Raw genomic sequence first — 25,724 nt, forward strand, 5'->3', positions numbered from 1 at the left:
AAACGCTGCAAATAGCGATGCAGACTGTCTTCTGAGCGCCCCAGCACGACATCAAAGACCTTATGGTTCTTTAAATCCACCAGCGTCGTGGCGTAGCCCTTTTTACGACTGAAAAAGTGTTCATCGACCCCTAACACCTGCGGGCAAGCCCGGCTCGAGAGCTCTGAGACGCGCTGCCTCACAAACGATTGATACCAGCGCTCGACCGTCGCACTGCCGATCCGGTGTGTGACCGTCAGCTTGCGTTGACTAACGCCGCCCTCGTGGGCCTCAAATACCTCCAGCCGATAGGCCTCGATGGCCCGAAGCCGAGGGCGAATCCCAGAGAATCGATGCCGGAAATAGCGATGGCAGTCAGTACAGTGGTACTTGGGCACGCTCAGGTGCAACACCATCAACTGATTACCCTGACGGGTGTGTTTAACGGTGCGCCGATGCGTGGCCTTAATGCGCAATCCGTCGTGCGAACAATACTCGCACACCGGACGTTTGGCCGGCCTGGCCCAGACGTGGATGTCTCGGCGACGCTCCACCCGTTGAACTACTAAATCCCGAAACCCTAAGATAGAATCGACTGGGGACATCGGCATTGCCTCCATTAAACCTGTTTCTTCGCAAAAACAAGTCTAATGAATGTCGGTGTCCCCCGTTAATGATGTAGAGCCTGTTTTTGTTTGGTATTACGGCTCGTAGTTAGGCGGCAAACCCCACATCGAGGTACCCAATGAAGACACAGCCAGACCGTTCCTAATGTTCCAAGACGGCGTTGCGCAAGCCACATTGGACCTCTACTTTGCCACCTTCCCTGACTGCCGCATGGTGCGAGTCGAGCATTACGCCCTGTCCAGCCGGCTCCCAGGCTCTCTGATGTCACTTACCACACGGTTTCGGCCTGCCGTCTTGGCTTGGTACAGTAGGCCATCTGCCCGTTCCAATGCCTGAGTTAAAGGCTCATGCATGTACCACTGTGTTGCGCCTAGGCTCATCGTTACTGATATGCGCTGCCCGCGGACAGGCAACGCTGAAGCACGCAGTTGCGCACGCAAGCGCTCCGCCACCGTCATAGCGTCGCTGGCATCCTTTACACGTAGTAGAGCTGCGAACTCTTCACCTCCCAAGCGCGCGACCAGATCACCTTGCCTGACGCTGCCGCGTAACGCTTGACCGACCAAACGCAGTATCTCATCTCCAGCAGCATGGCCATGCTGGTCGTTGATAGACTTGAACCAATCGATATCACACATCAGCACGGCGCTGCACCCCTCGCATCGACGCTGCCATGTAGCCGCATTCTCCTCGAACCCTCGACGGTTCAGTAACTGCGTCAGTGCATCGTGGTTTCTCTCCCATTTGAGTCCGACCACCAGATCGCGAACGGCCGCGGCTAGCCATAGCATCGCGAAGAGCACGGCAAAGAGCAGCATGCTCATTTGCATGACCAGCCAGAACAGACTGCGCTCAAATCGCGCAGTATCTAGGGGCTCCCAAGGCCACGGCACTGTCAGTATGGTGCGAAGAAAAAAGCTCAGACCCAGGCACCCGAAAATCCACAGTAGCGACCGGTCAAGGTAGGAGACAGTCCGTACCCGAGCCAGACGCCAGGCAGGTAGCAGCAAAACCGAACCCAGACCAAAGTTCAGCGCGTAAATGCGGGCGGAATGGTTGAAGCTGACTATCTCGAAGTAATAGCGCACGGACACAGTGAGCAGCACTAGAGCGCAAGCCTTTCCCCAGTCATACTTGACCCGAAAGCGCAAGGACAGACTATGGCTTAGCAGAGCAACACCGACCAGGTAAATAGCGGCCATAGCGTAGGATAGTTCGCCGCTACGCTCTCGCAACAACTGTAGACACAGGCCTAGACCGAGCACCGCGTAGGCCGCGCCAGCCCAAGCCGGATCGCGAGATCTGCGTGACGCTAGCCAACCAACCGTGAAGGTACCTGCCAGCAGCAGGATAACTAAGGGCAACGCCAACACGAAAAAAGAAGAATGGTCGAGACTCAAAACATCTAACCAGCGGTGCCTAGAAATGATGAAAATCCACGAAGGTTGGCATCTCGCGAAGATTCTGAGCAGACCGTGCGTTGCTCGTAACGAATGCGTCGTTGACCCAGACGTGGGAAATAGCTTCGTAGACATCTTACGCGGTAATCGTGTCCAGCTTCGGCACCTCCGCCACAGGCACCGCTGTCAGGCAAGCGAAGAAGACATGCAATAGGCTATCCACCTGGCGCGATAACCACGACGTCACATCCCGCCGCCCCTTTCCGGCTATCCCACCCGTTGTAACTCCAGCTAAACGCGCGGCACGTTGAAAACTCACCACATTTCACTCGCCATCCGTCCACGACACTAGCATTATTCGGCGCGTAGGGCACACGAATAAATATTGAACAAGGAAAAAAAAGTGCGATCCAGTTTTCTGAAGGCCCTGCTGGCCTGCCTGTGCAGCGTCACGGTCACCGCTTGCACTACCTGGGATGCGGCGATGCTGCGACATAAGGGCAAGCCCGTCAACGACATCGTGGCCGAATGGGGAGTTCCCGACCGCGTCTATGCCAGCGAAGACCTGCCGGTCGGGCAGTTGGTCTACATGTGGCAGACCTCCGGCGAAGTCTCGTGGAACGAAGCCGTTGGCACGTTCTACGTACCTCCTCCCGGCGGCGTCAGCTACGGTTTCGGCAACAACACCGGCACCATCTACGAACGGCGCACAGGCATCGCCAGCTGCTACACCATGCTCCACGTCGACGAAAAGGGCATTGTGGTCGGTGGAGACCTCGTCAACAACGGCACGACCTGCAAAATGTGGTGATGGTGGCATGACTCGGGTCGCACACACGACCCTCTAGCCTGCCCCCATCGAACAACCAGCAAGAGACATCCTAATGATGAACATGAAAACCTCCCTTGTCCCGTTGCTCGCCCTGATCTTGCTGTCTGGGCCGACTCTAGCTGCCGAGAAAGCACCCACGCCCGGCGACACCTCCCGCGCCATCGCCTACGCCGACGTCATGCGCGCCTACGCCTATGGCAAGCAGGCCAATGAATTCAAGGCGCTCTATGACAAGATCGGCCCCGGCCCCGACGGCCTGGAAGCAATGACCAACGCCGCCAATCTCATGACCCTGGCCAACCAGGCCATGCGCGCGGCCTGCGCACGCGAACCGCACTACGTGGAAAAAGGGATTGAGGCGTTTCGCTGCAGCAAGATTAAATAAGATGGTCGACACCCACGGCATGATGCGTCATTGCTTTGATAGCCCCCCCGCCTGCTCGTCCTGATTATCTTTGCACCTGCCCGCGATCTAGCGACCGCTCCCGCGCAGATACGGAGCCTGTTCGAAATACTCGATCAGCAATTCGATCAAGACTCGTATTTTTCGCGCGGGATGTTGCCCAGGCGGGCGAATGACATAGATACCTGCTGGTGGTGGCGGATAGCCTGTCATGACAGGAACTAGCGCACCCGAAGCCACATATTCATAGGTTACGCAGTCAGGCAGCCAAGCGATGCCCAATCCCGCCGCCGCAGCTGCAGCCAGCGCGATGCCGTTGTCGGCTTTGAACCGGCCCTGCGGACGAACGCTGACGATCTTGTCGCCGTCCAGGAATTGCCACGCTTCGGTGCCTTGCATGAGCGCTTGATGATCGAGCAGATCGTCTGGCGTCTGGGGCGCGCCATGCGCGTCGATATAGTCGGGACTCGCGACGAGCTTGCCATAGAGCGGCGCGACACGTCTGGCAATCAAGTTGGAGTCCTGCAGATAGCCGACCCGTATCGCACAATCAAAACCCTCTGCGATGAGGTCAACAAAGCGATCACTGTACGAAGCATCAATATGCAACTGCGGATGACGGCGTCCCATGTCGGCGAGCACAGGAGCAAAATGATTGGGCCCCAAAGAAACCGGCACGGCCACTCGCAAGCGACCGCGAAGGTCACCATCGGGCAGGATCGTTTCCCTCGCTACGTCAATCTCGATGCAGGCCCGCGCAGCATGATCTCGAAACGCACCGCCCGCCTCTGTTAAAGCAGCGCCGCGCGTGGTGCGTGCCAGCAGCTGGATACCCAGCTCTGCTTCCAGCCGCAAAAGCCGACGGCTGACGATTGATTTAGAGACGCCGAGCCGGCGTGCAGCGGAAGACACGCCCCCCGCGTCTGCAACGGCGACAAAGGTCTGCAGGTCTTCGATATCCATTCAGCGTTCCTTGTTCGGCGACACAGCGTAACAAAACTGGCCGGTACCGCATCATAAATACAGATGCCAGAATCCATTCAGGCAGCACGACAACTCGAGCGTGGCTGCCGCCCCCCTTCACCTACCGCAGAGGATGTATCAATGACCTTCCGTAACGGCTTGGCTTCGCTTCTTCGTCCCGAGGATTCAGTACTCGTTCTGATTGATCACCAACCTTACCAGCTTGCGAACGTGAACAGTCACGAGCCGCAGATGGTGGTCAACAATTCAGCCGCGTTGGCAAAAGTCGCCAAGGCCTTCGGCGTGCCCACCATCCTGACAACCGTGATCGCCAAACAAGGCGGCCTCCTCTTCCCCCAGATCACCGATGTGTTTCCCGGCCAGGAAGTCATCGACCGGACGCTCATCAACACCTGGGAGGATAAAAAGGTGGTAGATGCCGTGAAAGCAACGGGCCGCAAGCAACTCATCATCGCTGGCCTGTGGACGGAGGTCTGCGTTGCGATGCCCACCATTCAGGCGCTGGGCGAAGGCTGGGATGTGACCGTGGTCACCGATGCATCCGGCGGCGTGTCGGTCGAGGCGCACGAGGTCGCCATCCAGCGCATGATCGCAGCCGGTGCAAACATGATGACGTGGCTGGCGGTGGCATCCGAATGGCAGCGCGATTGGGCTCGCACCGAACACGTCGCCGATTTGACGGAAGTCGTTAAGCACCATGCTGGCGGCAGCGGCATAGCGTTTTTATGGGAACAGCAGTTGCTCAAAACGCCTGCGCCGAGCACTGCTCGCTGATCTCGTATCAATAAAAAAACTTCCCACGCACATACCGGACAACGGTATGGCGTGGGAAGCCAGTTTTCTATCAACATCGGCGCCAGGACCAGCCTGGCGCCGATGAAGATCAGCCGTAAGCGACCATCAACTCTTGGTCTTGTTCTTGCTGCAGCTTTTCAGCGCGGGCAGCGTAGACGGCTTGCAGACGCTCGAGTTCGGCACCCTTGCGCAGAGCGACGAAGCCCGGGCGGTCAGCACGGCGACGCTTGCGGTCTTCCGGACGCAGAGCGGTGACGTCGGCGTTCTGGAAGTAGTCGCGGTTGCCGCCGTCGGCCCACGATTCGGACATCAGGCCATGGGCGCTGATCACGTCGAACTGATCCAGTTCAACGTGGAAGTACTCGTAGCTGACGTGGTGCGTTTCTTGGTAGATCGTCTTGCCGTTGACCAGGTCTTGGGCGCGGACCAGTTTGCCTTCGACCAGGATGTGGTGTCCCGGCGAAACCACGATGTCCTTGCTCGGCACGTTTTCAGCGATGGCATCGCGCACGATGCGGATGGGCATATGCTCGGCACGGCGATCGGCCGGGATGCGCTTGGTGTAGGTCTTGCGGAAGCCGACCCACTTGACGGTGCGCTCGCCGGATTGGCCGATGACGACATCGCCCGGGACCAGGTCTTCGATGGCGACTTCGCCCTTGGTGGTCTGAATCATGGTGCCACGCAGGAAGCACACCGGCGAAACGAATTCGCCGAAACCGGTGTTGCCGCCATGGTCAGCGACGATGGCGTCGTAGTCTTCCTGGGTCATGCCCTGGATATTGAACGTGACGGGACCGCCACCCACGAGCGGCAATGCGCCATAGGTGAGGGTGCCGGTTTGCGTTTCTGCGTTGTACGTCAGTACGCCGTTGGTACGCGTGCCCACTGACAGCGTATCGCCAACGCCGAGGCTTTCAACGTTGAAAGTCTGGCCCGTCGACAGCAAAGAGGACGGCTGATAGGAAAATACGCCGCCGCCATCACCAGTGAAATTGATGGTTTGATTGTTGATCAAGCCAACAGACGCCGTAGGCGCATTGATGGTCAGCTCAGAGCCATCACCGATATTGTAGTTAACGCTGCTGAGCGCACTCAGGTTGGCCAGACCCGAATTGATCGTCAAGCTTCCGCCGTTGATCAAGTTGTACGTGGGTGATCCGGCCGCGGTGACGCCCGCTCCAAAGTTGGCGGTTGCGTCGACGCCATCGATCGTCAGCGTGTTGCTGCCAAGCACGTTCAGCGACAGCGTATCGCCAGCGTCATAGTTACTTTCATCAATTGTCTGATCGCTTGAACCAATATCTATACCAATGATCGCCATGACATTCTCCGACGCAAAAGTTGCAAAAAGAAAGCATCCGTGAAGAACATCTTCACGAACCGCAAAAAACAATACCGGACTTGCCTATTCAACAGCAGCATTCTCAGATGATTTCAAATATTTTTGAAACTGTTTTTTATTTCAAGTTGTTAAAAACAACACAATAAGAGTCGAGAATCTTTCAGCAGGCTAAATTATCACAGCTAAATGCACAAATACATGTCATTAACCCCTATATTGTCATAGTTAATTGCATATCGACTTCGCATAGATATTTCCATTGCAATTTAACTGACACAATTCAGCAATATTTCAGGCAGAAATATTTGGCACATTAATTGCATGTACCGACAAGAAAGATGACTAGAAAAAATACGTAGAAACAGGCAGAAATTTCGAGAAACCACCTCGTAGGCGCCGCTAACGACGGTCTTTTTGTCTGAGTTTCTCCACCTTCGAGCCAATTGAACTCAAGGATCTCGAGCGGATACAAGGGAGCCGGCGTTCTGTCGCCAGACTCCCCAAGCAGCATGCAAAGGAGCGCCTGCTGCGCTCTTTTTCGAGTGATTTGGTGCACCTCGGTGAGGCTTTCGTTCGATATGTCTGTCGAGCGCGGCCGAGGGGCGGCCTAAACCGGAAGCCCCGAGATGTAAAAACATCGGCCATAATGTGACATGACATGAAAGAATTGCACAACCCGCTGCACAATCACGAACATGTCGCGAACCCGGCAAATTGATTTCAGCGCCTACTCCACGGAGCCCTTCTATGCGTTTCGCTGCTTTGCTGTCTCTCACCCTCTTGGCCGCCTGCGCCAGCAAACCTCCGACACCAGTAGTGATTCCGTCAGAATCTCAGGTCGACCAAGGCAGTGCACCGCCTGCGGAGCTGCCTCGGAAATAGACATCATCTGATGCCCATGCCATTGCTACAAAGACATCTGCCTGCGGTAGCGTCAGCGCCGCCGCAGGCAGATCAAGCACGATGGCGTCGCAAGAAGCTATGCCGCAACCGTAGCGAACAGGTTTAAACGTCTCAGAACGTCGACGCGCAATGCCCGCCACTCGGAGCATGGCCTGAGCCCGCTGCGATGAGCGGCGGCTCCAATCGAACGTTGACGGGCTTGGACACCGCCCAGTCCCAGGCAAAAAAAGCGATCAAACCCAGCCAAAAGACCAGCGTGAGTGAAGATAGATTTCTTTTCATGATCTGCACGCCCTACTTAAAACGCAAAATGGCGACGGACCCGCACGCCAATCAATGACCCGCAAAACGCTAATGGCACCCAGATCCACCCGTGCAAACTGCCGGTGGAAATCCCACTGACCATGGCGCCGATATTGCAGCCAAATGCCAGGCGCGAGCTATAGCCGAGCAAAAAGCCCGCGATGATGCCGACCAGCCATTGCTTGCCCGTCAAGGGAGCACGCTGCGCGGCGGTTTGCCCCGCGGCGACAAACAAGGCGCCCGCCAAGATACCGATGTTGGTGATCGACGTGACGTCGAGGAATACCGATTGCGACAGGTTATTCAGGTTAACGGGCTGACTCCAGAAAGCGTTCGCCGTGGGATCGAATAACCCTGCGGCAGTCGCGAGCTTTGCGGCCCACAGGCCGAAGCCATACACCACCCCCCAAGGTTGACCGGCAATGACCAGGTTTAGCAACGCCAATACCGCCAACAATACCGCGCCGATCAGCAGGCGTCTGTTAAGCCAGCTGGCGCCCTTACCCACCCAGGCGCGCGCGGCCAGACCGAACACCACCAAGCCAATCAATGTCAGTCCAAACGCCTCGCCTGCGCCAAACGTTTTCACCAAGCTGACGGGAGCCGTCGCACCCAGTTGCAGCCATTGTTCCAACTGCGCCGAACCCAGGAAGCTGCCGATTGCGAACACCGGCAATATCGCCATATTCAACGGCACGCCCATGCCAGCCTTGTACAGCGTGCCGGAGCCACAGCCATCTGCAATCTGCATTGTGGCGCCAAATACAAACGCGCCTATTAACAAACTGATACTAGGTGGGCCCAGAGCCGCCCCTAGATCGGTCGGATATTCGGCCAGCAACGGCATACACACCGCCGCCGCGATCGCCAACAGTACCAATTGCGCCATCACGCCGCTGGGATCACGCTGCTCGATCAGACGCCGCCACCCGGTCGTAAATCCGAATCGCGCGCCGGCCAGCACGCCGCCCATGCCGATGCCAACGAGAAATAAGGCCGCCTGACGTAGCGATACGAACCAGGCCAGTGCCAAGAAAAACGCGGCGAATACTGCCGCCAACGGGAAACGGGTCATCACATGCCTTGAAAAACCCCGGCGCTCAAGCCGGGGAAAAGGACGCAGCCAAAGCGCTGCGGAAAAGCCCCCATGCCGTGCCTGCGGCCTGCTGCCCGGGAAACGGGGCGTCTTGCCTTGGGGGCTGGGGTGACAAAAACCAGATCAGACCTGCGATCAGCCCGCCAAATCCTTCAGGCTTTTCCAGATCTGCTGCCCTCTGCTAGGCACATTGTCCATGGGCAAGGCCTCCTGGGATTGTGTCCAATCGGCCAGCGATGCCGGATAGAGCATCACGTTCTTTTGGCCGACCACCTCCGACAGGGCGAACCAATCAGTCGCAGCCCAGTGGCCGGTATTGCAGAAAGAAATGGTTTCATCTGCAGGTTCGGGCAAAGACTGCGACGCAATCGTTTTCGCCTCGTCCGCCGACACAAAGATCGACGTGCCGGGCTTGAACCATTTGCTGTGCTCGAGGTTGAGCGCGTTGTGGATCGTGCCGGGGATCTTGGCAGTGGGCGCCTTGACCTCGCCGCGGAAGAAATTCGATGGGCGGGCGTCAACCAAGTGCACTTTAGGATTGTCGATCTGGGCCAGCACCTGCTCTTGAGTCGCGATCAGAGATCGATTCAGCACCGGCGTATAGGTGCTGGCCGCGACAGTCGGCACCGTTTGATCCTGGGGCAAGCCGGCGTCAACCCAGGCCTTCACCCCGCCGTTCAAGATCGACAGCTCGGACAAGCCCAGATACTTCAGCGTCCAATACACCCGGGCGGAGCTGCCGAAATCGGTGGCGTCAGCGCCCGACGATACGACGACAGCATGGGTGTTCTGATCCACGCCCAGTTTGCGCACCAGGTCAGCGAGTTTTTCCACGGGCGGCAGCAGGCCCGGATTGTCCGCCGGCCCCCGCCATTGGCCATAGGGAGCCGACAAGGCGCCGGGAATATGGTTGGCAGCATAGTCCTGCGGCGGCCGTATATCGATGATGCGCACGGCAGGTTCGCTACGCACCGCGTTCAGCTCGGCGGGCGTCAACAAGGGCTGAGCGGCGTACACCGCCGAGCCCGCCATCATCGCCGCGGCGGAAAAAAGAAGGAGAAGACGCTTCATGGTGATACGTGCCTGAAAGGAGTAAGCCCAGCGGCCATTCTTTCATTATTTATTTATATATAAAAATACATTTTAATCATCTTTATATATAAGAAAGTAAGAACGACCCGCGCGCTCTTTATTAGAGGACGAACACCCACGAAACGGCCGCCATCAGGATGGCAATGCCGTTCAACCCCAGAAAACCGGACCTATTGATCAGGCCAGATATCGCTGGAACCAGGCGATGGTACGGTCCCATGCCTGCTTGGCCGCCGCCTCGTCGTAGCGAGGCGTGGAGTCGTTGTGGAACCCGTGGTTGGTTCCGGGATAAATATAGGCTTCGTATTTGGTGCCCGCGGCCTTGAGCGCCGCCTCGTAGGCTGGCCATGTCCCGTTGACGTTGGGATCGGTCTCGGCAAAATGAAAGAGCAGCGGCGCCTTGATGCGTCCTACGTCCTCGGGTTTGGCCTGCCGGCCATAGAACGGCACGGCCGCGGCGAGTTCAGGATAAGCGACAGACGCTGCATTGCTGACACCGCCGCCGTAGCAGAATCCCGTGATGCCGACCTTGTCGGTGGTCAGATCGCTGGCGCGCAGATACTCGATCGCGGCAAAGAAATCATTCATCAATTTCTGCGGATCGACTTTTTGCTGCAATTCGCGGCCCTTGTCGTCGTTGCCGGGATAGCCGCCGACCGAGCTCAGGCCATCAGGGGCCAACGCGATAAAACCGGCCTTGGCCACACGGCGCGCCACGTCCTCGATATAAGGATTCAAGCCTCGGTTTTCGTGCACGACGACGATGCCGGGCACCTTGCCTTTGGCGGCCTTGGGACGCACCAGATAACCGCGCACCTGACCGTGCCCGTTAGGCGATGGGTACTCGATGTATTCCGCCACGATATCGGGATCGGTGAACTGTACCTGCTGGGCCATCGCGTAGTCGGGACTCAAGGACGCCAGGATCGTTGCGGCCGTCAGACCGCCCACAGCATATTTCGCCGCGCGATCGAGAAAATCTCGCCGGCTGATCCGGCCATGCACATAGCCGTCATAAAGCTCAAGCAATTCAGGGGAAAAGTCGCGGGCGGTGAGGCGGCTCATGGCGGAGGATCTCCGAGGCAGTGACGCACTGACGGGAGCACCCTGCGCCCGGGCGCGGTAGCAATGAGAGGCGGATCCTCACGGGCCAAGGGCATCAAAGTGCCTAAAGGTGATATACGCGAAGTATTCACAAGCAACCGGAGGATCCGTCATGAAGTTTACGCCAGTTGGCGCCACCGTTGCAAAGTTAAGTCTGAAGTTGATCATCGAAGGCTGCGTGCGCAGTCAGAAACGATGACACTCGCCCCTTCCCTGTGAACTCAAGCAGCATCATCCACGGCTCCGTCGCTCTGGTCCGCTACAGGCTCGTGCCAATGCATCAGCGTCTTTAGCATTTCGACAAAAGAGGCCGCGCGCTCCGGATCAAATGACGCCAGTATTTCACGTTGATGGGCCATCGCCTGATCGCACAAGCTGCCGATCAATCGCCGTCCCGCCGCGGTAATCCGCACCTGAGTTTGCCGGCGATCCGCTCGCACGCCGACGCGTTCTACCCAACCGTCGATCTCCATACGCTGCACCACTTTGCTCAACGTAGGCTGTTTGGTGATGGCCAGGCGCGCCAAGGATCCGATGGTTTCGCCCGTGCCGCCCATCAAGCTCGCCAATACGCGCCACTCCGTCACCGAAAGCCCTGCCGCATTGACCTGCAAGTGGAAGTCCGCCGAGATGCGATGGCTGGCCTGCGCCAATAGATAAGCCAGATATTCGTCTACAAAACGCGTCGATGGCGGATTCATTCGGCCTCATCTTTACTTCGAAACCAGGCACGGTTCGCACCTGCACCAACATGACTGCCGGATGCTGTGCCGCACCATACCGCGATGCCCTGTTTTAGCATGCCATGCACCAATTCGATACAGGGTAAACCTGGATATAAATCATCTTCCCAAGCCATATACACCCTTGTTTCTAAGTGATATTTTGTCTTTTCCATGAAAAATCATATTTTTTGTTGACAGTTATATAGTTGACTCCTAAAGTATTTATTCGTGACGCGATCGCGGCAAAAAACACGGGCTCTCGACAGCTCCGGACTCAGGGAAAACGGCATGGCTGAAAGATCTTTCAAGAAAGAAGTCCAGCAGTTGCGCATCGGCGCCGGCACGGAATTCCGCGGCGAAGGCATTCTGGCTGTGACCAAAGGCCTGCTGCAGGCCGGCGTGGGCTACGTGGGCGGTTATCAGGGCTCGCCGATTTCGCACTTGATGGATGTCTTGGCCGACGCAAACGAGATCCTGCAAGAGCTGGGCGTGCATTTTGAGGCCAGCGCCTCCGAGGCCACTGCCGCCGCGACGCTCGCCGCCTCAGTCATGTATCCGATTCGCGGCGCCGTCACCTGGAAATCCACCGTCGGCACGAACGTGGCCTCTGATGCGCTGGCCAATCTGGCCTCGGGCGGCGTCACGGGCGGCGCGCTGATCATTGTGGGAGAGGACTACGGCGAGGGCTCCTCCATCATGCAAGAGCGCTCGCATGCTTTTGCAATGAAATCGCAAATCTGGCTGCTGGACCCGCGCCCCAATCTGGAAAGCATGGTCAAGGCGGTCGAAGACGGATTCGAGCTGTCCGAGGCCAGCAATACCCCTGTGATGCTGCAACTGCGCATCCGCGGCTGTCATGTGCATGGGCGATTTATTGCCAAGGACAACAAACGCCCCGCATTCACGCTGGCCCAAGCGCTGGAAAATCCCTCACGCGATACCAATCGCATCGTGTTGCCGCCCGCCTCGTTTTTGCACGAGCAGGAAAAGATCAAAAACCGCTGGCCCGCCGCGGTGCGCTATATCCAGGAACATCAGCTCAACGAATTCATGGACGATGGCGATCTGCAGGATATCGGTTTGATCCTGCAAGGCGGTCTGTATAACGGCGTCATCCGCGGATTGCAGTTGCTGGGATTGGCGGATCACTTTGGCAATAGCCGCATACCGCTCTACGTCATGAACGTCACCTACCCGGTCATCGAGGACGAGGTGCAGCGTTTCTGTACGGGCAAGCGCGCCGTGTTGATGCTGGAAGAAGGTCAGCCCGATTATCTGGAACAGAATCTGCACGCCATCCTGCGCAAGGCCGGCGTAGCCACTGCGTTGCATGGTAAAGATTTTCTGCCGATGGCGGGCGAGTACACCACGCAGGTGCTGCGCGATGGGATACGCGGGTTCCTGGCCAAGTATCAACCCGAGGTGCTGCAGACGCATCCGGCAGTCGCGGCAGATGCCGGACCGCTGTCGGCCACACCCGTGAATCCGGCACACACTGACACCCGTCAGCAATCGCTGCGGAACCTGGTGCAGGAAACCGTGCTCGATTCGCCGCAACCACACGCAGTGAAGCAGGCATCAATCAGCCCGGGCGCACCGGGAACAGGAGCCGCTCAGTCCCATACGGCAACACAGGTGCCCAGCGGTACGGGTGCCAAAGCGCTCCCTAAAGAACAACCCATCACGTTCCACAAACACATCGCGGATCTGGCTCAGGTCGTACCGCCCCGCCCGGCGGGCTTTTGTACGGGCTGTCCGGAACGGCCTATTTTTTCCGCGCTGACGCTGGCGCAGGAAACGCTGGGACAACACCATATTTCCTGTGACATCGGCTGCCATCTGTTCTCGATTTTGCCGCCGTTCAATCTCGGCGCGACGACGATGGGGTATGGCCTGGGTGCATCCAGCGCAGCCGCTTTCAATGTTCCGGCAGCAAAGCGGCCCATCTCGATCATGGGCGATGGCGGTTTCTGGCATAACGGGCTGGCGTCGGGCATCGGCAATGCGGTATTCAACAAGTACGACGGCGTCATCGTCATCGTCGACAACTTTTATGCCTCAGCGACGGGCGGCCAGGACATCCTGTCCTCGCGCGCGCAGAACCCGGATCGCAGCACCAACAACCCTATCGATGCGGCCGTGCGCGGCGTGGGCGTCAAGTGGGTGCGCACGCTGGATCGCACCTACGACGTCGCCAAGGTCCGCGCCACGATCGAAGAAGCCCTGACCACGGACGAAAAAGGTCCAAAGGTCATCATCGCGCAGTCCGAGTGCATGCTGAATAAGCAACGGCGCATCAAGCCGCAGTTCAACCAGGCCGTCAAAGACGGCAAGCGCGTGGTGAAGGAACGTTTTGGCGTCGATCCCGATGTCTGCACGGGCGATCACGCGTGCATCCGCTTGTCGGGCTGCCCGTCGCTGAGCGTGAAAGACAGCGGGGATCCGTTGAAAGAGGACCCGGTGGCGCATGTGGAAAGCAGTTGCGTCGGCTGCGGTAATTGCGGTGAGGTCGCTCACGCCGCTGTGCTGTGCCCCTCGTTTTATCGCGCCGATATCGTGCATAACCCGACGAAATGGGATCTCACTGCTGCACGCGTGCGCGGCGCTGTCATTGGTTTCTTGCAAAGGCGGCGCGCCAGACGCCTGGCACAGACCGCTTGGTAATACCGCAGTATCGCGATGGGACGATCCAATCCCATCGCGCCGAATGATGATCTGTATGGTTTTCCCATCTCGAGACTCGCATGCACACGAACGCTGTAACCGCCGCATCTCCGATCAAAATCGCTGTCCTCGCCATGGGCGGCCAAGGCGGAGGCGTGTTGGCTGATTGGATCGTGGATATGGCCGAACACGCAGGCTGGTGGGCGCAAACGACCTCCGTTCCGGGTGTCGCGCAGCGTACCGGAGCCACGATTTACTATCTGGAGCTCTTGCCTGAATCCGCTGTGCAACAGGCCGGCCGCCAACCGGCTCTGGCCCTCATGCCTACGCCCGGCGATGTCGATCTGGTCGTGGCGGCGGAATTGATGGAAGGCGGCCGCGCCATTCAACGTGGTCTCGTGACGCCTGAACGCACGACGTTGATCTCTTCGTCGCATCGCAGTTTTGCGGTCAGCGAAAAATCTGCGCCTGGTAACGGGATTGCCGATCCGAACAAGGTGCTCGATGCTGGACGTGTCGCCGCACAGCGTTTTCTGTGCTTTGATTTGCAAGCGTTGGCGGATCAGGCCGGCAGTGTCATCAGCGCCAGCCTGTTTGGCGCCGTAGCGGGCAGTGGCGCCCTGCCCTTTAGCCGCCAGGACTTCGAGGCCACGATTGAGCGCGGCGGCCTCGGCGTCAAAGCGAGCTTGCGTGCATTCGCGCTGGGCTATGAGGCTGCCGCGACGGCTCCGGCCGTTCCTGCCCCGATTGATCGCGTACGCGAAATGCCTGCGGTGCCGACGCGGGCCGCCACACCGGGCGCGCAGGCGCTGCTGGATCGCATCAAGCGTGATTTTCCGGGCGTGGCGCAGCCGCTGCTGGCCGCCGGGACACAGCGTACGGCCGAATTTCAAGACATGGCGTATGCCCGCGAATACCTGGATCGCATGGCAACGCTGCACGCATTGGACGCGCAATATGGCGGTGCCGGTCACGATTGGGCATTGACCTGTGCAGCGGCGCGCTACCTGGCGGTGGCGATGGCGTACGACGACGTCATTCGAGTGGCCGATCTCAAAACGCGCGGCAGCCGATTCGATCGCGTGCGTACCGAGGTCGGCGCCAAAGCCGGTCAACTGGTGTACACCACGGACTATATGCATCCCCGCGTCGAGGAGATCTGCGGCACGCTGCCTGCAGGCCTGGGACGCTGGATCGAACGCTCGCCCAGCCTGTCGGGATTTGTCAGCCGCCGCCTGGGCAAAGGACGCCGCCTGAACAGCGCCTCGTTGACGGGCTTTCTGATGCTCTATGGCCTCTCAGGCATGCGGCGCATCCGCCGCCGGACCTTGCGCCATCAGATCGAAACGCAAGCCTTGCAGGAATGGCTGGATTTGATCACCGAGCTCGCCCCTCGCGATTACGCACTCGCCGTCGAGGTCGTGAACTGCCGCAGGCTCGTCAAAGGCTACAGCGACACGCATTCACGCGGCACCAGCAAGTACGGCACCTTGCTCGACACTGCCCGTCAGTTGGCGGGCCGCCCCGATGCCGCGCAAACGCTGCGCGGTTTGCGTGAAACCGCCCTGTCGCAAGTCGCCTGCGGCCCACTGGAAAACCAAGCCAAACAAGCGATCGCTGCATGAATTGCTGCGATCGCTACGGAGACATCGTGCAGACTTTGAACCTCATCATTCGCGACATCCAGCAGGCCACGCCGCTGGTGCGCACCTTTGTGCTGGAAAATACGGACGGCGACGCGCTGCCTGCATTCGAGCCCGGCGCGCATTTGAAAGTCCAGATCCCGGGCCTGGCCGAACCTCGTTGCTATTCGCTGATCGCAACGTGCGCTGATACCTCGGCCTTTGCCGCTCCTCGTCAATATCGCTTGGGGGTTCGCCTGGATGAAGCCGGCGGCGGCGGATCGCGCTACATGCATGGGTTAGCAGTCGGCGACACGTTGACGGTGCAAGGGCCGAAGAACGACTTCCCGCTGCACGCCTGCTCGTCACAGGAATCGGCTGAGCGCCATCGGACCGTGCTCATTGCAGGCGGTATCGGCATCACCCCTATCGCATCGATGGCTGCAGCACTGAAACACGCGGACCGCGAGTTCGTCTTGCATTATTGCGGACGCAGCCGCGATCAATTGGCCTTGGTCGAAGAACTGCACACCTTGGCCGGCGACGGTCTCAATGTACATGTGGACGACGATCCGCTGTCCGCGTTGAATGTCGGCGCATTACTGGATACCTACGCCCCGCATCAACATCTGTATGTCTGCGGGCCACAAGGCATGATCGATGCAGTCATTGCGGGGGCACGCCAACGGCAATGGCCTGACACGCACATACATTTCGAGCTGTTCACCACGGCTGCCCCGTTGGCGGGCGATCAGCCCTTTGAGGTCGAACTCAAGCAAAGCGGCATGGTGCTGACCATCCCCGCTGACAAAACCATCGTCGAGGTGATGGAGGAAGCTGGCTGCGATCCCATGTATGACTGCAAGCGCGGCGAATGCGGCGTCTGTCAGGCCACTGTCCTCGAGGGCACGCCCGATCACCGCGACTATTACCTGTCGGACGCAGAAAAAGCCGAAGGCAAACTGATCCAGATCTGCATCTCGCGCGCGAAATCCGCACGCCTGGTGCTGGACCTGTGACGCACAAGACGCACAAACAGGGGAAACATCATGGGCCATTATCGCAACAACCCCGACGCCATCCGTGCCCTGGTGCGCGACACCGAGGTGCACAAAGACCTGTTCGTCGATCAAGAACTGTTCGAACTGGAAATGGAACAGCTGTATACCCGCACCTGGGTCTATGTGGGCCATGACAGCCAGGTTCCGAATCCCGGTGACTACATCACCACGACAGTCGGCGACGAGCCGGTAGTCATGGTGCGCCATACGGATCGCAGCGTCCGCGTCTTGATCAATCGCTGTCCGCACAAGGGCACCATGGTCGCGGGCGACGCATGCGGCAATACGGGTAAATTTTTCCGCTGCCCCTATCATGCATGGACATTCAAAACCGACGGCAGCCCGTTGTCCATTCCGCTAAAAAAGGGCTATGAGAACACCGGCCTGGAACACTGCGAGGCCAGCAAAGGCATGGCCGCAGTCGCCAATGTCCGCAATCACCGGGGATTTGTGTTCTGCCGCCTGAGCGACGAGGGCGAGGACTTCGAAACCTTTTTTGGCGAGTCTCTGTCCACGCTGGACAATATGGTGGATCGATCGCCCGAGGGCCGGCTCGAGGTGGCTGGCGGCGTATTCCGTTATATGCATCGCTGCAACTGGAAAATGCTGGTCGACAACCAGACCGACACCTGCCACCCGATGGTGGCGCACGAGTCGTCCGCCGGCACTGCCGTACGTGTCTGGGAAAAGGCCCCAGAAGGCACGCCCAAGCCTATGGCGGTCGAGCTGTACGCGCCGTTCATTTCACCGTATGAGTTTTTCGAGGGGATGGGCATCCGTGTATGGGAAAACGGGCATGGGCACACTGGCGTCTCTGATTCGATTCACGCCTCGTACTCGGCGATCCCCGGCTATTGGGACGCGATGGTGGCAGCCTACGGCGAGGATCGCGCAAAGGCCATCCTGGGCGATGTGCGTCACAACACCGTATATTTCCCCAACATCATGGTAAAGGGCCCGATTCAAACGCTGCGTATTTTCAAGCCGCTGGCGGCGGATCGTACGCTGGTCGAGTCTTGGACATTCCGTCTGGTCGGCGCCCCGGATCTGTTGCTGGAGCGCACGCTGATGTATAACCGCCTGATCAATGCCCCCACCTCGGTAGTGGGCCACGACGATCTGGAAATGTACGAACGCGCTCAGGACGGCCTGCGCACGCGCGCGCGCAGCTGGGTCAATGTAGGCCGCCTCTACGACCCTGCCGAACACAGTCAGAAGAATGCCGTCACCAACGGCACCAACGAATGGCAGATGCGTAATCAGTATCGAGCCTGGGCACGCTATATGACCCAGGGCATGGAGGACGCAGCATGAACTCGTCAACGACCGCCGTGAGCGAACAGGACCTGCTCGACTTTGTCTATGCCGAGGCGAGGCTGCTGGATGAGCTGAAATTCGAGCAATGGCTGGCGCTCTATACCGACGATGCGTACTACTGGATGCCGCTCGCACATGACCAGCAGGATCCTCGCCTGCACGCCTCGTTGATGTACGAGGACAAACTGCTGCTGCAAGTGCGCATCGAACGCCTGGCCGGACAACGCACGTTTTCGCAGCAACCCAAAAGCCGTTGCCACCATCTGCTGCAACGGCCCACGATCGAGCGCGATCATCCCGAACATGTGCCAGACCAAGGACGCTATGTCGTGCGCGTGGCGTTTCACTATGTCGAGACACGGCAGGATGCGCAGCAGCTCTACGCGGGCTGGTCCACGCTGCATCTGGTCGAACACGAGGGCGCACTGCGCATCCGGCTGAAACGGGTGGACCTGGTCAATTGTGACGCCGCCTTTGGCAACATCCAGCTATTCATGTAAGGGGGCCACGTGAGCGCCACGGTTTACCACGCGTTTGTAGACGCAACACAGAAATGGCCATCCAACGCGATGCTGTGTGTGCTGGAGGAAACGGCCGAGATTTACGACATTCCAGCCGGAGAAATCAGCTATCAGGATGCGGCAGCGCGTATTAACGCGTTGCGCGAGGCCTATCAGCAGGCGGGTTATGGACATGGCCATCGCGCCGGTTTGCTGCTGGAGAACCGGCCGGATTTCTTTTTGCATTGGTATGCGCTGAACGGATTGGGAGTTTCAGTCGTTCCTATCAACGGGGATCTGCGCGCAGCAGAACTGGAATATCTCATCGGCCATAGCGAGATCGCTATCGCCATCGCGCTGCCTTCTCGTCATCAAGAACTGCGCGCTGCGGCAGAGCGCGCAAATCGTCCGTTGCAAGTCATCGCTGCTGATACCGCGCCACCGCTTGCGCTATTTCCCGCCCCTTTAGCCGGGACGGCCCCCGGCATCATGACCGAATGCGCCCTGCTCTATACGTCCGGCACAACCGGGCGTCCCAAAGGCTGCGTTCTGCCCAACCGCTATTTCCTGCATGCAGGCAACTGGTACGCCAACATCGGCGGGCTCGCGACGCTGCATGAGGGAAGTGACCGCATGTTGACCCCTCTGCCTCTGGTCCACATGAACGCCATGGCTTACTCGGCGATGGCGATGTTGTTGACAGGCGGATGCCTGATTACTCTGGACCGTTTTCACCCGCAGACGTGGTGGGCCAACGTACGCGATTCGCGCGCGACGGTGTTGCACTATCTGGGCGTGATGCCCGCCATCTTGATGAAGGCAGCCCCAGGGCCGCAAGATCGCGATCACCAGATTCGATTCGGCTTCGGCGCGGGAGTCGACCGGGCATTGCACGACCCCTTTGAGGCGCGCTTTGGTTTTCCGCTGCTGGAAGCCTGGGCGATGACAGAGACTGGCGCGGGCGCCGTCATCATCGCGAATCACGAGCCGCGTCACACGGGCACCAATTGTTTTGGGGCGGCCGAGGACGATGTGCGGGTTCGCATTGTCGATGACGCGGGCTCAGACGTAGCCGATGGCACGCCAGGCGAACTGCTCGTGTGCCATGCAGGCGATGATCCCCGTTACGGCTTCTTTGCCGGTTACCTCAAGGACGAGGCCGCCACGGCGGCCGCATGGCAGGACGGATGGTTCCATACCGGCGACCTGGTGCGTCGCGACGCCGATGGCAATATGCATTTCGTCGATCGCAAGAAAAACGTCATCCGCCGCAGTGGCGAGAACATCTCTGCGGTCGAGGTCGAAAGCGTGCTGGCGCAACACCCCCTGATTAAAAGCGTCGCCGTGGCCGCAGTCCCGGATGCGGTGCGTGGCGATGAAGTCCTGGCCTGCGTCGTGCCCGTCACCATGCCCGCTGATGCCGACGCGATGCGGGAGGCGGCCCATGACATCGTCCGCTGGTGCCTGACGCAACTGGCCTATTACAAGGCGCCGGGGTTCGTGGCTTTTGTCGAGGCCCTGCCCCTGACCACCACCAACAAGATCCAACGCGGCGAGATGAAAGCCCTCGCGCCGACGTTGCCGGGCACTGCGCGCTGCGTCGATACCTGCGCCATGAAAAAGCGCCAGGAGGTCCCTGCATGACCACGCTGCGTCGCGGATACGAGGGTGTGGTCGCGGTATGCCCCGTGACGATACCCTATGCGCGCTACAGCACGCATAGCGCCCACTGGTGGCTGGGTCGCGCATTGTATGAGTTGCTGCAAGCGTCGGGTCTGCAAAAGACGGATGTCGATGGCATGTGCGTCTCGAGCTTTACGCTGGCACCGGATACTGCGGTCGGCTTGACTCAACATTTAGGCATGGCACCGCGTTGGCTCGACCACATTCCCATGGGCGGAGCGAGCGGCGTCGTGGCCCTGCGCAGGGCTGCTCGTGCCGTGCAAGCCGGTGACGCCGACGTCGTCGCCTGCCTGGCGGGCGATACCAATCATGTGGACTCGTTTCGCAACACGGTCAGCCAGTTTTCGCGCTTTGCCCAGGACGCCGTGTACCCGTATGGCGCCGGGGGGCCCAATGCGAGCTTTGCGCTGCTGACGGCGCACTACATGGCGCAAACTGGCGCCACACGCGAGGATTTCGGCAAGCTGTGTGTGGCTCAGCGCGACAATGCGCTGCGCTATCCCCACGCGCTGATGAAAAAGCCGCTGAGCCTGCAACAGTACATGGATGCGCGACTGATCACCGACCCGATCCATCTGTTTGATTGCGTCATGCCTTGCGCGGGCGCGGATGCGTTCCTGGTGATGAGTACCGATCGCGCAAAGGCGCTGGGTCTGACCGGTGTACGTATCCTGTCGACCATTGAGCGGCACAACGCCTGGAGCGACGATCCGATCCAGCAGCGCGGCGGATGGACCATGGACGTGGACGAGCTCTACGCGTTGGCAGGCCGTGGGCCGCAGGACATGGATTTTATGCAAGCCTACGACGACTATCCCGTCATCAACCTGATGCAGATCGAAGATCTCGGGTTTTGCGCCAAGGGCGATGCGCCGCAGTTTGTGCGCGACAACACGTTCACGGTAGATGGGACCTTTCCCTTTAATACCAACGGCGGCCAACTCTCTGTCGGTCAGGCTGGCGCGGCGGGTGGCTATCTGGGACTGGTCGAAGCGCTGCGGCAACTGACGGACACCGCAGGCGGCACGCAGGTCGCACAGGCACATACAGGACTGGTCAGCGGTTTCGGCATGATCAACTACGACCGCGGACTATGCACTGCCGCTGCGGTCTTGGCCAGGAGCGACGCATGACGCAACCGCTGAATCCTCCGGCCAAGAAAAACCCTATCGCCCGGACACGACAGCCCACGCTGCCGCCCAACCCACGCAGCCGTTGCGCGCTCGGACTGACGCGCGCCGCCGCGTTGGGTCGATTCGAACTGCAGGTATGCTCGGCCTGCGAAACGGTGCAATATCCGCCGCGCGAAGTCTGCGGCGCATGCCTGTCGCATGAGTTGAGCTGGAGATCCGTCAACCCCGCAGGCGTATTGCTCGCGAGCACCACTTTGCACCATAGCAACGACCTGTATTTCCGTGAACGCCTGCCGTGGAGAGTCGGCACCGTGCGCATGGATGTGGGCCCTTCCGTAGTAGCGCATGTGCATCAAGACTGCGCCGATGGCGCACGCATACGCCTGACGTTGCGCCTGGATCGCTCCGGACAGGCCGTCATGATCGCTTTACCCGAAAAGGACACGCCGCATATGGCTGACGATCCCGTTCTGCGCGAGACCTCGTGCGATCCCAAATACCGCCGCGTATTGATCACCGACGGTAAATCGACTGCTGGCCGGGCCCTGGCCTCCGCGTTGCTGGATGCGGGCGCATCGACGATATTCCTCGGCGATCCGCAGCCCTGGCGTTCTGTCGAGGCCTATAACGCCCTGCTGCAAGACGAGCGCGTCCAGGCCGTCACGCTGGACATCACCGACACCGATTCGGTACAGCGAGCGGCCGCGTCTCTAGGGGGCAAGGTCGAGATTCTGATCAATACCGCCGACATGGAGCGCGAAGGCGGCGTCATGGCCTCCCGCGACGTCAACGTCGCGCGGGATGCGCTGGATATCAATGTGCTGGGCCTGATGCGCTTGGCCCAACATTTCGGGCCGGCACTATGCGGGCGCGCTGCCGACGGAACACGCAATGCCGTGGCCTGGGTCAATATCCTGTCGATCTACGCCCAGATGAACCTGCCCTCGCGCGGCATGTGGTCGGCGTCCAAGGCTGCTGCATTGTCATTGTCGCAATGCTTGCGCGCCGAGATGCGGCCATCGGGGATTCGCGTCATCAATGTATTTCCTGGGCCGCTGGATCACGAATGGGAACAACGCACGCCACCGCCACGCGTCACGCCGCAAGCGCTGGCGCAAGCGGTCGTCCGCAGTTTGAAACAAGGAATCGAGGACGTGTACGTGGGAGACGTCGCGCAGGAATTCTGCGAACGTCTGACAGAAAACCCCAAAGCGCTTGAGCGCGAATTGGGCGCCTGAGGCGGTCATTACGACGCACACGCCGCATTCCCCTATCGATTGATTGGAGCCTTGGTAATGGATACCAATGTATTGACCCAGTTCATGAGCGAATTGATGAGTGGCCGCATTCGCATCGTGGACCTGACCGAAACCCTGACGCCGGAGTTTCCGACCATCGTGCTGCCGCCGGAGTTCGGCCAGGCCTGGCCATTCCGTCTGGAGGAAATTTCCCGCTATGACGAACGGGGTCCGGCTTGGTATTGGAATAATTTCTCGTGCTCCGAGCATACCGGCACTCACTTCGATGCGCCCGCGCATTGGGTGTCCGGTAAAGATCAACCCGACAATACCGTCGACACCATTCCGATCGAATCATTCATTGCGTCGGCCTGCGTCATTGATTGCTCGGAGCCCGCTCGCGACAATCCCGATTTTCTGCTGACGATAGATTATGTGCGCGAATGGGAGGCCACTCATGGCCGCATTCCCGCGCGCAGTTGGGTCTTGATGCGTACAGATTGGTCCAAACGGGCCAAACCCGTGGACTATCTGAATATGCGCGAAGACGGCGCGCACTCGCCTGGGCCCGACGCCGACGTCGTACCGTGGCTGATACGCGAACGCGACGTGCATGGCTTTGGCACCGAGTCCGTAGGCACGGATGCCGGACAGGCCCAGCATCTGGATCCGCCCTATCCCTGCCATTACTACATGCACGGCAATAACCGCTATGGGCTGCAGTGTCTGACGAACCTGGACCAGTTACCGGCCACCGGTGCAGTCATTTTTTCGGCACCGCTGAAAATCCGCAAAGGGTCTGGCAGCCCGTTGCGGGTATTGGCCCTTACCCCATCCGCGTCCGCGCAGGCTACGCGGGATGCCACGCATTGACCTGCGGCAATTCGCACGAGACGATATACAGATCACAGGGGAATTCATGGAAAACAAGAACTATGTCGCGCTGGTCACCGGCGGCAGCGCCGGGATAGGCGCCGAAATCTGCCGCAGCATGCTCGATGCGGGCTGGCGCGTCGTGTCGTTGGCGCGGCGCGATCCCGATTTCACGCACGAACGCCTGATCAGTGTGCAGGCGGATTTACTGGATGCGAACGCTACTGCAAAGGCTGCCGCGCAAATCGCCCAGGACTATCCCGTCAGCCATATTGTGCATAACGCAGGCGTCATCTGGCCTAACCTGCTGCCTGACGTCACGCAAGAACAATTGCATGGACTGACCCAATTGCATCTGGGCGCCGCCATCAGCCTGGTACAGGCGGCCTTGCCCGGCATGCAGGAGCGCAAGTTCGGCCGTATTGTGTTGATGTCTTCGCGCGGCGCGCTGGGGCTGCCTACGCGCACGGCATACTCCGCCACCAAGGCCGGCATGATAGGCATGGCGCGCACGTGGTCGCTGGAACTGGCGCCGCATGGCATCACAGTCAACGTCGTCGCTCCGGGCCCCATCAAAACAGATATGTTCCACGATGTCATTCCCGCCGGCAGCGAGCGCGAACAGCAGCTCGCGCGCGGCATCCCGGTGCAACGCGTAGGCCTGCCGGATGATGTGGCCCGCGCGGTGATGTTTTTTGCTGATCCCGCCAACAGTTTCGTAACGGGGCAAACCTTGTACGTCTGTGGCGGCGCCAGTGTGAGTTCCATCACGATCTGACATCGCATCGCGCTCGTACCGCAGAGCAGTTCTGTCGTCGTCTTAACCCCTCATTGCAGCATTTGTTTCTCTCCCTCTCGGAGGATTTGCCATGCATTCAAAGACTGTCTCGCTGGCGGCCGCTGCCGTCCTGGCCACCTTGTGTTCCCTGCCCGCCTGGGCGCAAATGAAGGTCGGCGTTGTGACGTCCTCGACCGGCCCCACGGCGCTGGTCGGGATCCCGCAAAAGAATACGGTACCGCTGTTGCCGAAAAAGATCGGCGATATCGACGTGCAGTACATTTCCCTGGATGATGCCAGCGATCCTACCGCCTCCGTCACAGCCTTCAAGAAGCTGATTTCCGAGGAAAACGTCGACGCGATCATCGGGCCCTCCGGGTCGCCGAATGCGATGGGCGTGATTCAATTTGTCGCCGAGGCTGGCGTGCCCATGTTGGCTCCTGTCGGCACTGCCGCGGTCGTGCTGCCGATGACGGACCAGAAAAAATGGGTGTTCAAGACCACGCAGAACGATGACATCATCGCGCGCGCGCTGGTCGATCACATGGCCAAGACGGGTATCAAGACGGTCGGCTTCATCGGCCTGAACGATCCGTATGGCGAGAACTGGTACAAGGTTTTTTCCGGACTGGCGGCGGAAAAAGGCATCAAGATCATCGCCAACGAACGCTACATGCGTACCGACAGCTCGGTCACGGGCCAATCGCTGAAACTGCTGTCGGCACGGCCGGATGCGGTCTTGATCGCTGCTCCCGGCGCAGCGAGCGTATTGCCCGAAGCCACGCTGTTCGATCAGGGATACAAGGGCAAGTTTTATCAGACCCATGGCGCCGCGCTGCCTGATTTTCTGAAGTTGGGTGGAAAGAAAGTCGAGGGTACGATCCTGGCGGCCAGCCTGATGCTCGTATTGCCAGAGATTCCAGACAGCAACCCGTCAAAGAAAGTCGCCAGCGACTATATCGCCGCCTATGAAAAGCTGAATGGGTCGAAACCGGCTACGTTCGGGGCGAACGTGTACGACGCCGGACTGCTGCTGGAGAAAGCCGTGCCGATCGCACAAAAAGCCGGCAAACCAGGCACTAAAGAATTCCGCAGCGCGCTGCGCGACGCGCTGGAGCAAACCAAAGAACTGGTGGGTACCCAAGGCGTCTACAACATGAGCGCAGCAGACCATAGCGGGTTCGACGACCGTGGCCGCGAGTTGATCACAGTCAAAAATGGCCAGTGGGCGCTCGTGAAGTAATGGCTACGCAAGCGATGCGACAAC

At 59.3% G+C, this 25,724-nt stretch carries 24 protein-coding genes; 14 read left to right on the forward strand and 10 right to left on the reverse strand.

What is annotated here, in order from left to right; all coding sequences use genetic code 11:
• A partial coding sequence (locus CAL20_RS16170) for a transposase (RefSeq protein ID WP_179266689.1) occupies nucleotides 1–533 on the reverse strand: 533 nt, incomplete at its 3' end.
• 300 nt (nucleotides 534–833) lie between these two features.
• A complete protein-coding gene (locus tag CAL20_RS16180; protein WP_179266690.1) occupies nucleotides 834–1,808 on the reverse strand; it encodes a GGDEF domain-containing protein in 975 nt (324 codons plus the stop codon).
• A gap of 601 nt (nucleotides 1,809–2,409) precedes the next feature.
• Between CAL20_RS16180 and CAL20_RS16185 the strand changes: the two genes are divergently transcribed.
• Nucleotides 2,410–2,817: a hypothetical protein gene (locus CAL20_RS16185; RefSeq protein WP_094820891.1), complete on the forward strand. Its 408-nt coding sequence runs from the start codon at nucleotides 2,410–2,412 to the stop codon at nucleotides 2,815–2,817.
• A gap of 73 nt (nucleotides 2,818–2,890) precedes the next feature.
• Nucleotides 2,891–3,223, forward strand: coding sequence for a hypothetical protein (locus tag CAL20_RS16190; protein WP_094820890.1), 333 nt, complete (start codon nucleotides 2,891–2,893; stop codon nucleotides 3,221–3,223).
• A gap of 87 nt (nucleotides 3,224–3,310) precedes the next feature.
• Here CAL20_RS16190 and CAL20_RS16195 read toward each other — a convergent pair whose 3' ends face one another.
• Nucleotides 3,311–4,204 carry a LysR family transcriptional regulator gene (locus tag CAL20_RS16195; protein WP_094820889.1) on the reverse strand — a complete coding sequence of 298 codons (894 nt, stop codon included), beginning with the start codon at nucleotides 4,202–4,204 and terminating at the stop codon, nucleotides 3,311–3,313.
• Nucleotides 4,205–4,345: 141 nt separating this feature from the next.
• Here CAL20_RS16195 and CAL20_RS16200 point away from each other — a divergent pair, with 141 nt between their 5' ends.
• Nucleotides 4,346–4,999 (forward strand): hydrolase, encoded by a 654-nt coding sequence (locus tag CAL20_RS16200; RefSeq protein ID WP_094820888.1) that lies wholly within the window; start codon nucleotides 4,346–4,348, stop codon nucleotides 4,997–4,999.
• Between the two features lie 109 nt (nucleotides 5,000–5,108).
• Here the strand turns inward: CAL20_RS16200 and CAL20_RS16205 are convergent, their stop codons facing one another.
• From CAL20_RS16205 to CAL20_RS25500, 7 genes are all read right to left on the reverse strand, one after another.
• On the reverse strand, nucleotides 5,109–6,344 hold the full coding sequence (locus CAL20_RS16205) for a Hint domain-containing protein (RefSeq protein WP_094820887.1): 1,236 nt from the start codon (nucleotides 6,342–6,344) through the stop codon (nucleotides 5,109–5,111).
• A 1,035-nt stretch (nucleotides 6,345–7,379) separates the two neighbouring features.
• Nucleotides 7,380–7,550 (reverse strand): hypothetical protein, encoded by a 171-nt coding sequence (locus CAL20_RS25655; RefSeq protein WP_176456477.1) that lies wholly within the window; start codon nucleotides 7,548–7,550, stop codon nucleotides 7,380–7,382.
• 16 nt (nucleotides 7,551–7,566) lie between these two features.
• The gene (locus CAL20_RS16210; protein WP_094820886.1) at nucleotides 7,567–8,646 is read right to left on the reverse strand and encodes a YeeE/YedE family protein; all 1,080 of its coding nucleotides are present in this window, start codon (nucleotides 8,644–8,646) and stop codon (nucleotides 7,567–7,569) included.
• Nucleotides 8,647–8,802: 156 nt separating this feature from the next.
• Nucleotides 8,803–9,738 carry a sulfurtransferase gene (locus tag CAL20_RS16215; RefSeq protein WP_094820885.1) on the reverse strand — a complete coding sequence of 312 codons (936 nt, stop codon included), beginning with the start codon at nucleotides 9,736–9,738 and terminating at the stop codon, nucleotides 8,803–8,805.
• A 198-nt stretch (nucleotides 9,739–9,936) separates the two neighbouring features.
• Nucleotides 9,937–10,824, reverse strand: coding sequence for a YghX family hydrolase (yghX, locus tag CAL20_RS16220; protein ID WP_094820884.1), 888 nt, complete (start codon nucleotides 10,822–10,824; stop codon nucleotides 9,937–9,939).
• 260 nt (nucleotides 10,825–11,084) lie between these two features.
• Nucleotides 11,085–11,564 carry a MarR family winged helix-turn-helix transcriptional regulator gene (locus CAL20_RS16225; protein ID WP_094820883.1) on the reverse strand — a complete coding sequence of 160 codons (480 nt, stop codon included), beginning with the start codon at nucleotides 11,562–11,564 and terminating at the stop codon, nucleotides 11,085–11,087.
• Nucleotides 11,561–11,761, reverse strand: coding sequence for a hypothetical protein (locus CAL20_RS25500; protein WP_143277080.1), 201 nt, complete (start codon nucleotides 11,759–11,761; stop codon nucleotides 11,561–11,563). The genes CAL20_RS16225 and CAL20_RS25500 overlap by 4 nt, the downstream gene beginning before the upstream one ends.
• A 115-nt stretch (nucleotides 11,762–11,876) precedes the next feature.
• Between CAL20_RS25500 and CAL20_RS16230 the strand changes: the two genes are divergently transcribed.
• The 11 genes from CAL20_RS16230 (at nucleotide 11,877) to CAL20_RS16280 (ending at nucleotide 25,700) form a co-directional block, all read left to right on the forward strand.
• Complete coding sequence (locus CAL20_RS16230; protein WP_094820882.1) at nucleotides 11,877–14,252, forward strand: indolepyruvate ferredoxin oxidoreductase subunit alpha; 2,376 nt, start codon at nucleotides 11,877–11,879, stop codon at nucleotides 14,250–14,252.
• An 80-nt stretch (nucleotides 14,253–14,332) separates the two neighbouring features.
• Complete coding sequence (locus tag CAL20_RS16235; protein ID WP_094820881.1) at nucleotides 14,333–15,877, forward strand: indolepyruvate oxidoreductase subunit beta family protein; 1,545 nt, start codon at nucleotides 14,333–14,335, stop codon at nucleotides 15,875–15,877.
• A gap of 26 nt (nucleotides 15,878–15,903) precedes the next feature.
• Complete coding sequence (locus CAL20_RS16240) at nucleotides 15,904–16,893, forward strand: PDR/VanB family oxidoreductase (RefSeq protein ID WP_094821377.1); 990 nt, start codon at nucleotides 15,904–15,906, stop codon at nucleotides 16,891–16,893.
• A gap of 30 nt (nucleotides 16,894–16,923) precedes the next feature.
• Nucleotides 16,924–18,249 (forward strand): aromatic ring-hydroxylating dioxygenase subunit alpha, encoded by a 1,326-nt coding sequence (locus tag CAL20_RS16245; RefSeq protein WP_094820880.1) that lies wholly within the window; start codon nucleotides 16,924–16,926, stop codon nucleotides 18,247–18,249.
• Nucleotides 18,246–18,752, forward strand: a complete 507-nt coding sequence (locus CAL20_RS16250; RefSeq protein ID WP_094820879.1) for an aromatic-ring-hydroxylating dioxygenase subunit beta — start codon at nucleotides 18,246–18,248, stop codon at nucleotides 18,750–18,752. Before CAL20_RS16245 ends, CAL20_RS16250 begins: the two co-directional genes overlap by 4 nt.
• Nucleotides 18,753–18,761: 9 nt before the next feature.
• The gene (locus tag CAL20_RS16255; protein WP_373558307.1) at nucleotides 18,762–20,396 is read left to right on the forward strand and encodes an AMP-binding protein; all 1,635 of its coding nucleotides are present in this window, start codon (nucleotides 18,762–18,764) and stop codon (nucleotides 20,394–20,396) included.
• Nucleotides 20,393–21,568 (forward strand): thiolase family protein, encoded by a 1,176-nt coding sequence (locus CAL20_RS16260; protein WP_094820877.1) that lies wholly within the window; start codon nucleotides 20,393–20,395, stop codon nucleotides 21,566–21,568. Before CAL20_RS16255 ends, CAL20_RS16260 begins: the two co-directional genes overlap by 4 nt.
• The gene (locus CAL20_RS16265) at nucleotides 21,565–22,806 is read left to right on the forward strand and encodes an SDR family NAD(P)-dependent oxidoreductase (RefSeq protein WP_094820876.1); all 1,242 of its coding nucleotides are present in this window, start codon (nucleotides 21,565–21,567) and stop codon (nucleotides 22,804–22,806) included. Before CAL20_RS16260 ends, CAL20_RS16265 begins: the two co-directional genes overlap by 4 nt.
• Before the next feature lie 57 nt (nucleotides 22,807–22,863).
• Nucleotides 22,864–23,679, forward strand: coding sequence for a cyclase family protein (locus CAL20_RS16270; protein WP_094820875.1), 816 nt, complete (start codon nucleotides 22,864–22,866; stop codon nucleotides 23,677–23,679).
• 46 nt (nucleotides 23,680–23,725) lie between these two features.
• Nucleotides 23,726–24,457 carry an SDR family NAD(P)-dependent oxidoreductase gene (locus CAL20_RS16275; RefSeq protein ID WP_094821376.1) on the forward strand — a complete coding sequence of 244 codons (732 nt, stop codon included), beginning with the start codon at nucleotides 23,726–23,728 and terminating at the stop codon, nucleotides 24,455–24,457.
• Between the two features lie 91 nt (nucleotides 24,458–24,548).
• Nucleotides 24,549–25,700 (forward strand): ABC transporter substrate-binding protein, encoded by a 1,152-nt coding sequence (locus CAL20_RS16280; protein ID WP_094820874.1) that lies wholly within the window; start codon nucleotides 24,549–24,551, stop codon nucleotides 25,698–25,700.
• The last annotated feature ends 24 nt before the right edge of the window (nucleotides 25,701–25,724 follow it).

The organism is Bordetella genomosp. 4 (genome assembly GCF_002261185.1).
Taxonomy (GTDB): domain Bacteria; phylum Pseudomonadota; class Gammaproteobacteria; order Burkholderiales; family Burkholderiaceae_B; genus Bordetella_A.

What these genes read in the sequence shown, in the direction of transcription:
- CAL20_RS16230 (WP_094820882.1), top strand. Translation starts at nt 11,877, where the DNA reads ATGGCTGAAAGATCTTTCAAGAAAGAAGTCCAGCAGTTGCGCATCGGC.
- CAL20_RS25500 (WP_143277080.1), bottom strand. Translation starts at nt 11,761, where the DNA reads ATGGAAAAGACAAAATATCACTTAGAAACAAGGGTGTATATGGCTTGG.
- CAL20_RS16245 (WP_094820880.1), top strand. Translation starts at nt 16,924, where the DNA reads ATGGGCCATTATCGCAACAACCCCGACGCCATCCGTGCCCTGGTGCGC.
- CAL20_RS16180 (WP_179266690.1), bottom strand. Translation starts at nt 1,808, where the DNA reads ATGGCCGCTATTTACCTGGTCGGTGTTGCTCTGCTAAGCCATAGTCTG.
- CAL20_RS16260 (WP_094820877.1), top strand. Translation starts at nt 20,393, where the DNA reads ATGACCACGCTGCGTCGCGGATACGAGGGTGTGGTCGCGGTATGCCCC.
- CAL20_RS16210 (WP_094820886.1), bottom strand. Translation starts at nt 8,646, where the DNA reads ATGACCCGTTTCCCGTTGGCGGCAGTATTCGCCGCGTTTTTCTTGGCA.
- CAL20_RS16215 (WP_094820885.1), bottom strand. Translation starts at nt 9,738, where the DNA reads ATGAAGCGTCTTCTCCTTCTTTTTTCCGCCGCGGCGATGATGGCGGGC.
- CAL20_RS16275 (WP_094821376.1), top strand. Translation starts at nt 23,726, where the DNA reads ATGGAAAACAAGAACTATGTCGCGCTGGTCACCGGCGGCAGCGCCGGG.
- CAL20_RS16205 (WP_094820887.1), bottom strand. Translation starts at nt 6,344, where the DNA reads ATGGCGATCATTGGTATAGATATTGGTTCAAGCGATCAGACAATTGAT.
- CAL20_RS16195 (WP_094820889.1), bottom strand. Translation starts at nt 4,204, where the DNA reads ATGGATATCGAAGACCTGCAGACCTTTGTCGCCGTTGCAGACGCGGGG.
- CAL20_RS25655 (WP_176456477.1), bottom strand. Translation starts at nt 7,550, where the DNA reads ATGAAAAGAAATCTATCTTCACTCACGCTGGTCTTTTGGCTGGGTTTG.
- CAL20_RS16280 (WP_094820874.1), top strand. Translation starts at nt 24,549, where the DNA reads ATGCATTCAAAGACTGTCTCGCTGGCGGCCGCTGCCGTCCTGGCCACC.
- CAL20_RS16190 (WP_094820890.1), top strand. Translation starts at nt 2,891, where the DNA reads ATGATGAACATGAAAACCTCCCTTGTCCCGTTGCTCGCCCTGATCTTG.
- yghX (WP_094820884.1), bottom strand. Translation starts at nt 10,824, where the DNA reads ATGAGCCGCCTCACCGCCCGCGACTTTTCCCCTGAATTGCTTGAGCTT.
- CAL20_RS16265 (WP_094820876.1), top strand. Translation starts at nt 21,565, where the DNA reads ATGACGCAACCGCTGAATCCTCCGGCCAAGAAAAACCCTATCGCCCGG.
- CAL20_RS16250 (WP_094820879.1), top strand. Translation starts at nt 18,246, where the DNA reads ATGAACTCGTCAACGACCGCCGTGAGCGAACAGGACCTGCTCGACTTT.
- CAL20_RS16200 (WP_094820888.1), top strand. Translation starts at nt 4,346, where the DNA reads ATGACCTTCCGTAACGGCTTGGCTTCGCTTCTTCGTCCCGAGGATTCA.
- CAL20_RS16235 (WP_094820881.1), top strand. Translation starts at nt 14,333, where the DNA reads ATGCACACGAACGCTGTAACCGCCGCATCTCCGATCAAAATCGCTGTC.
- CAL20_RS16270 (WP_094820875.1), top strand. Translation starts at nt 22,864, where the DNA reads ATGGATACCAATGTATTGACCCAGTTCATGAGCGAATTGATGAGTGGC.
- CAL20_RS16225 (WP_094820883.1), bottom strand. Translation starts at nt 11,564, where the DNA reads ATGAATCCGCCATCGACGCGTTTTGTAGACGAATATCTGGCTTATCTA.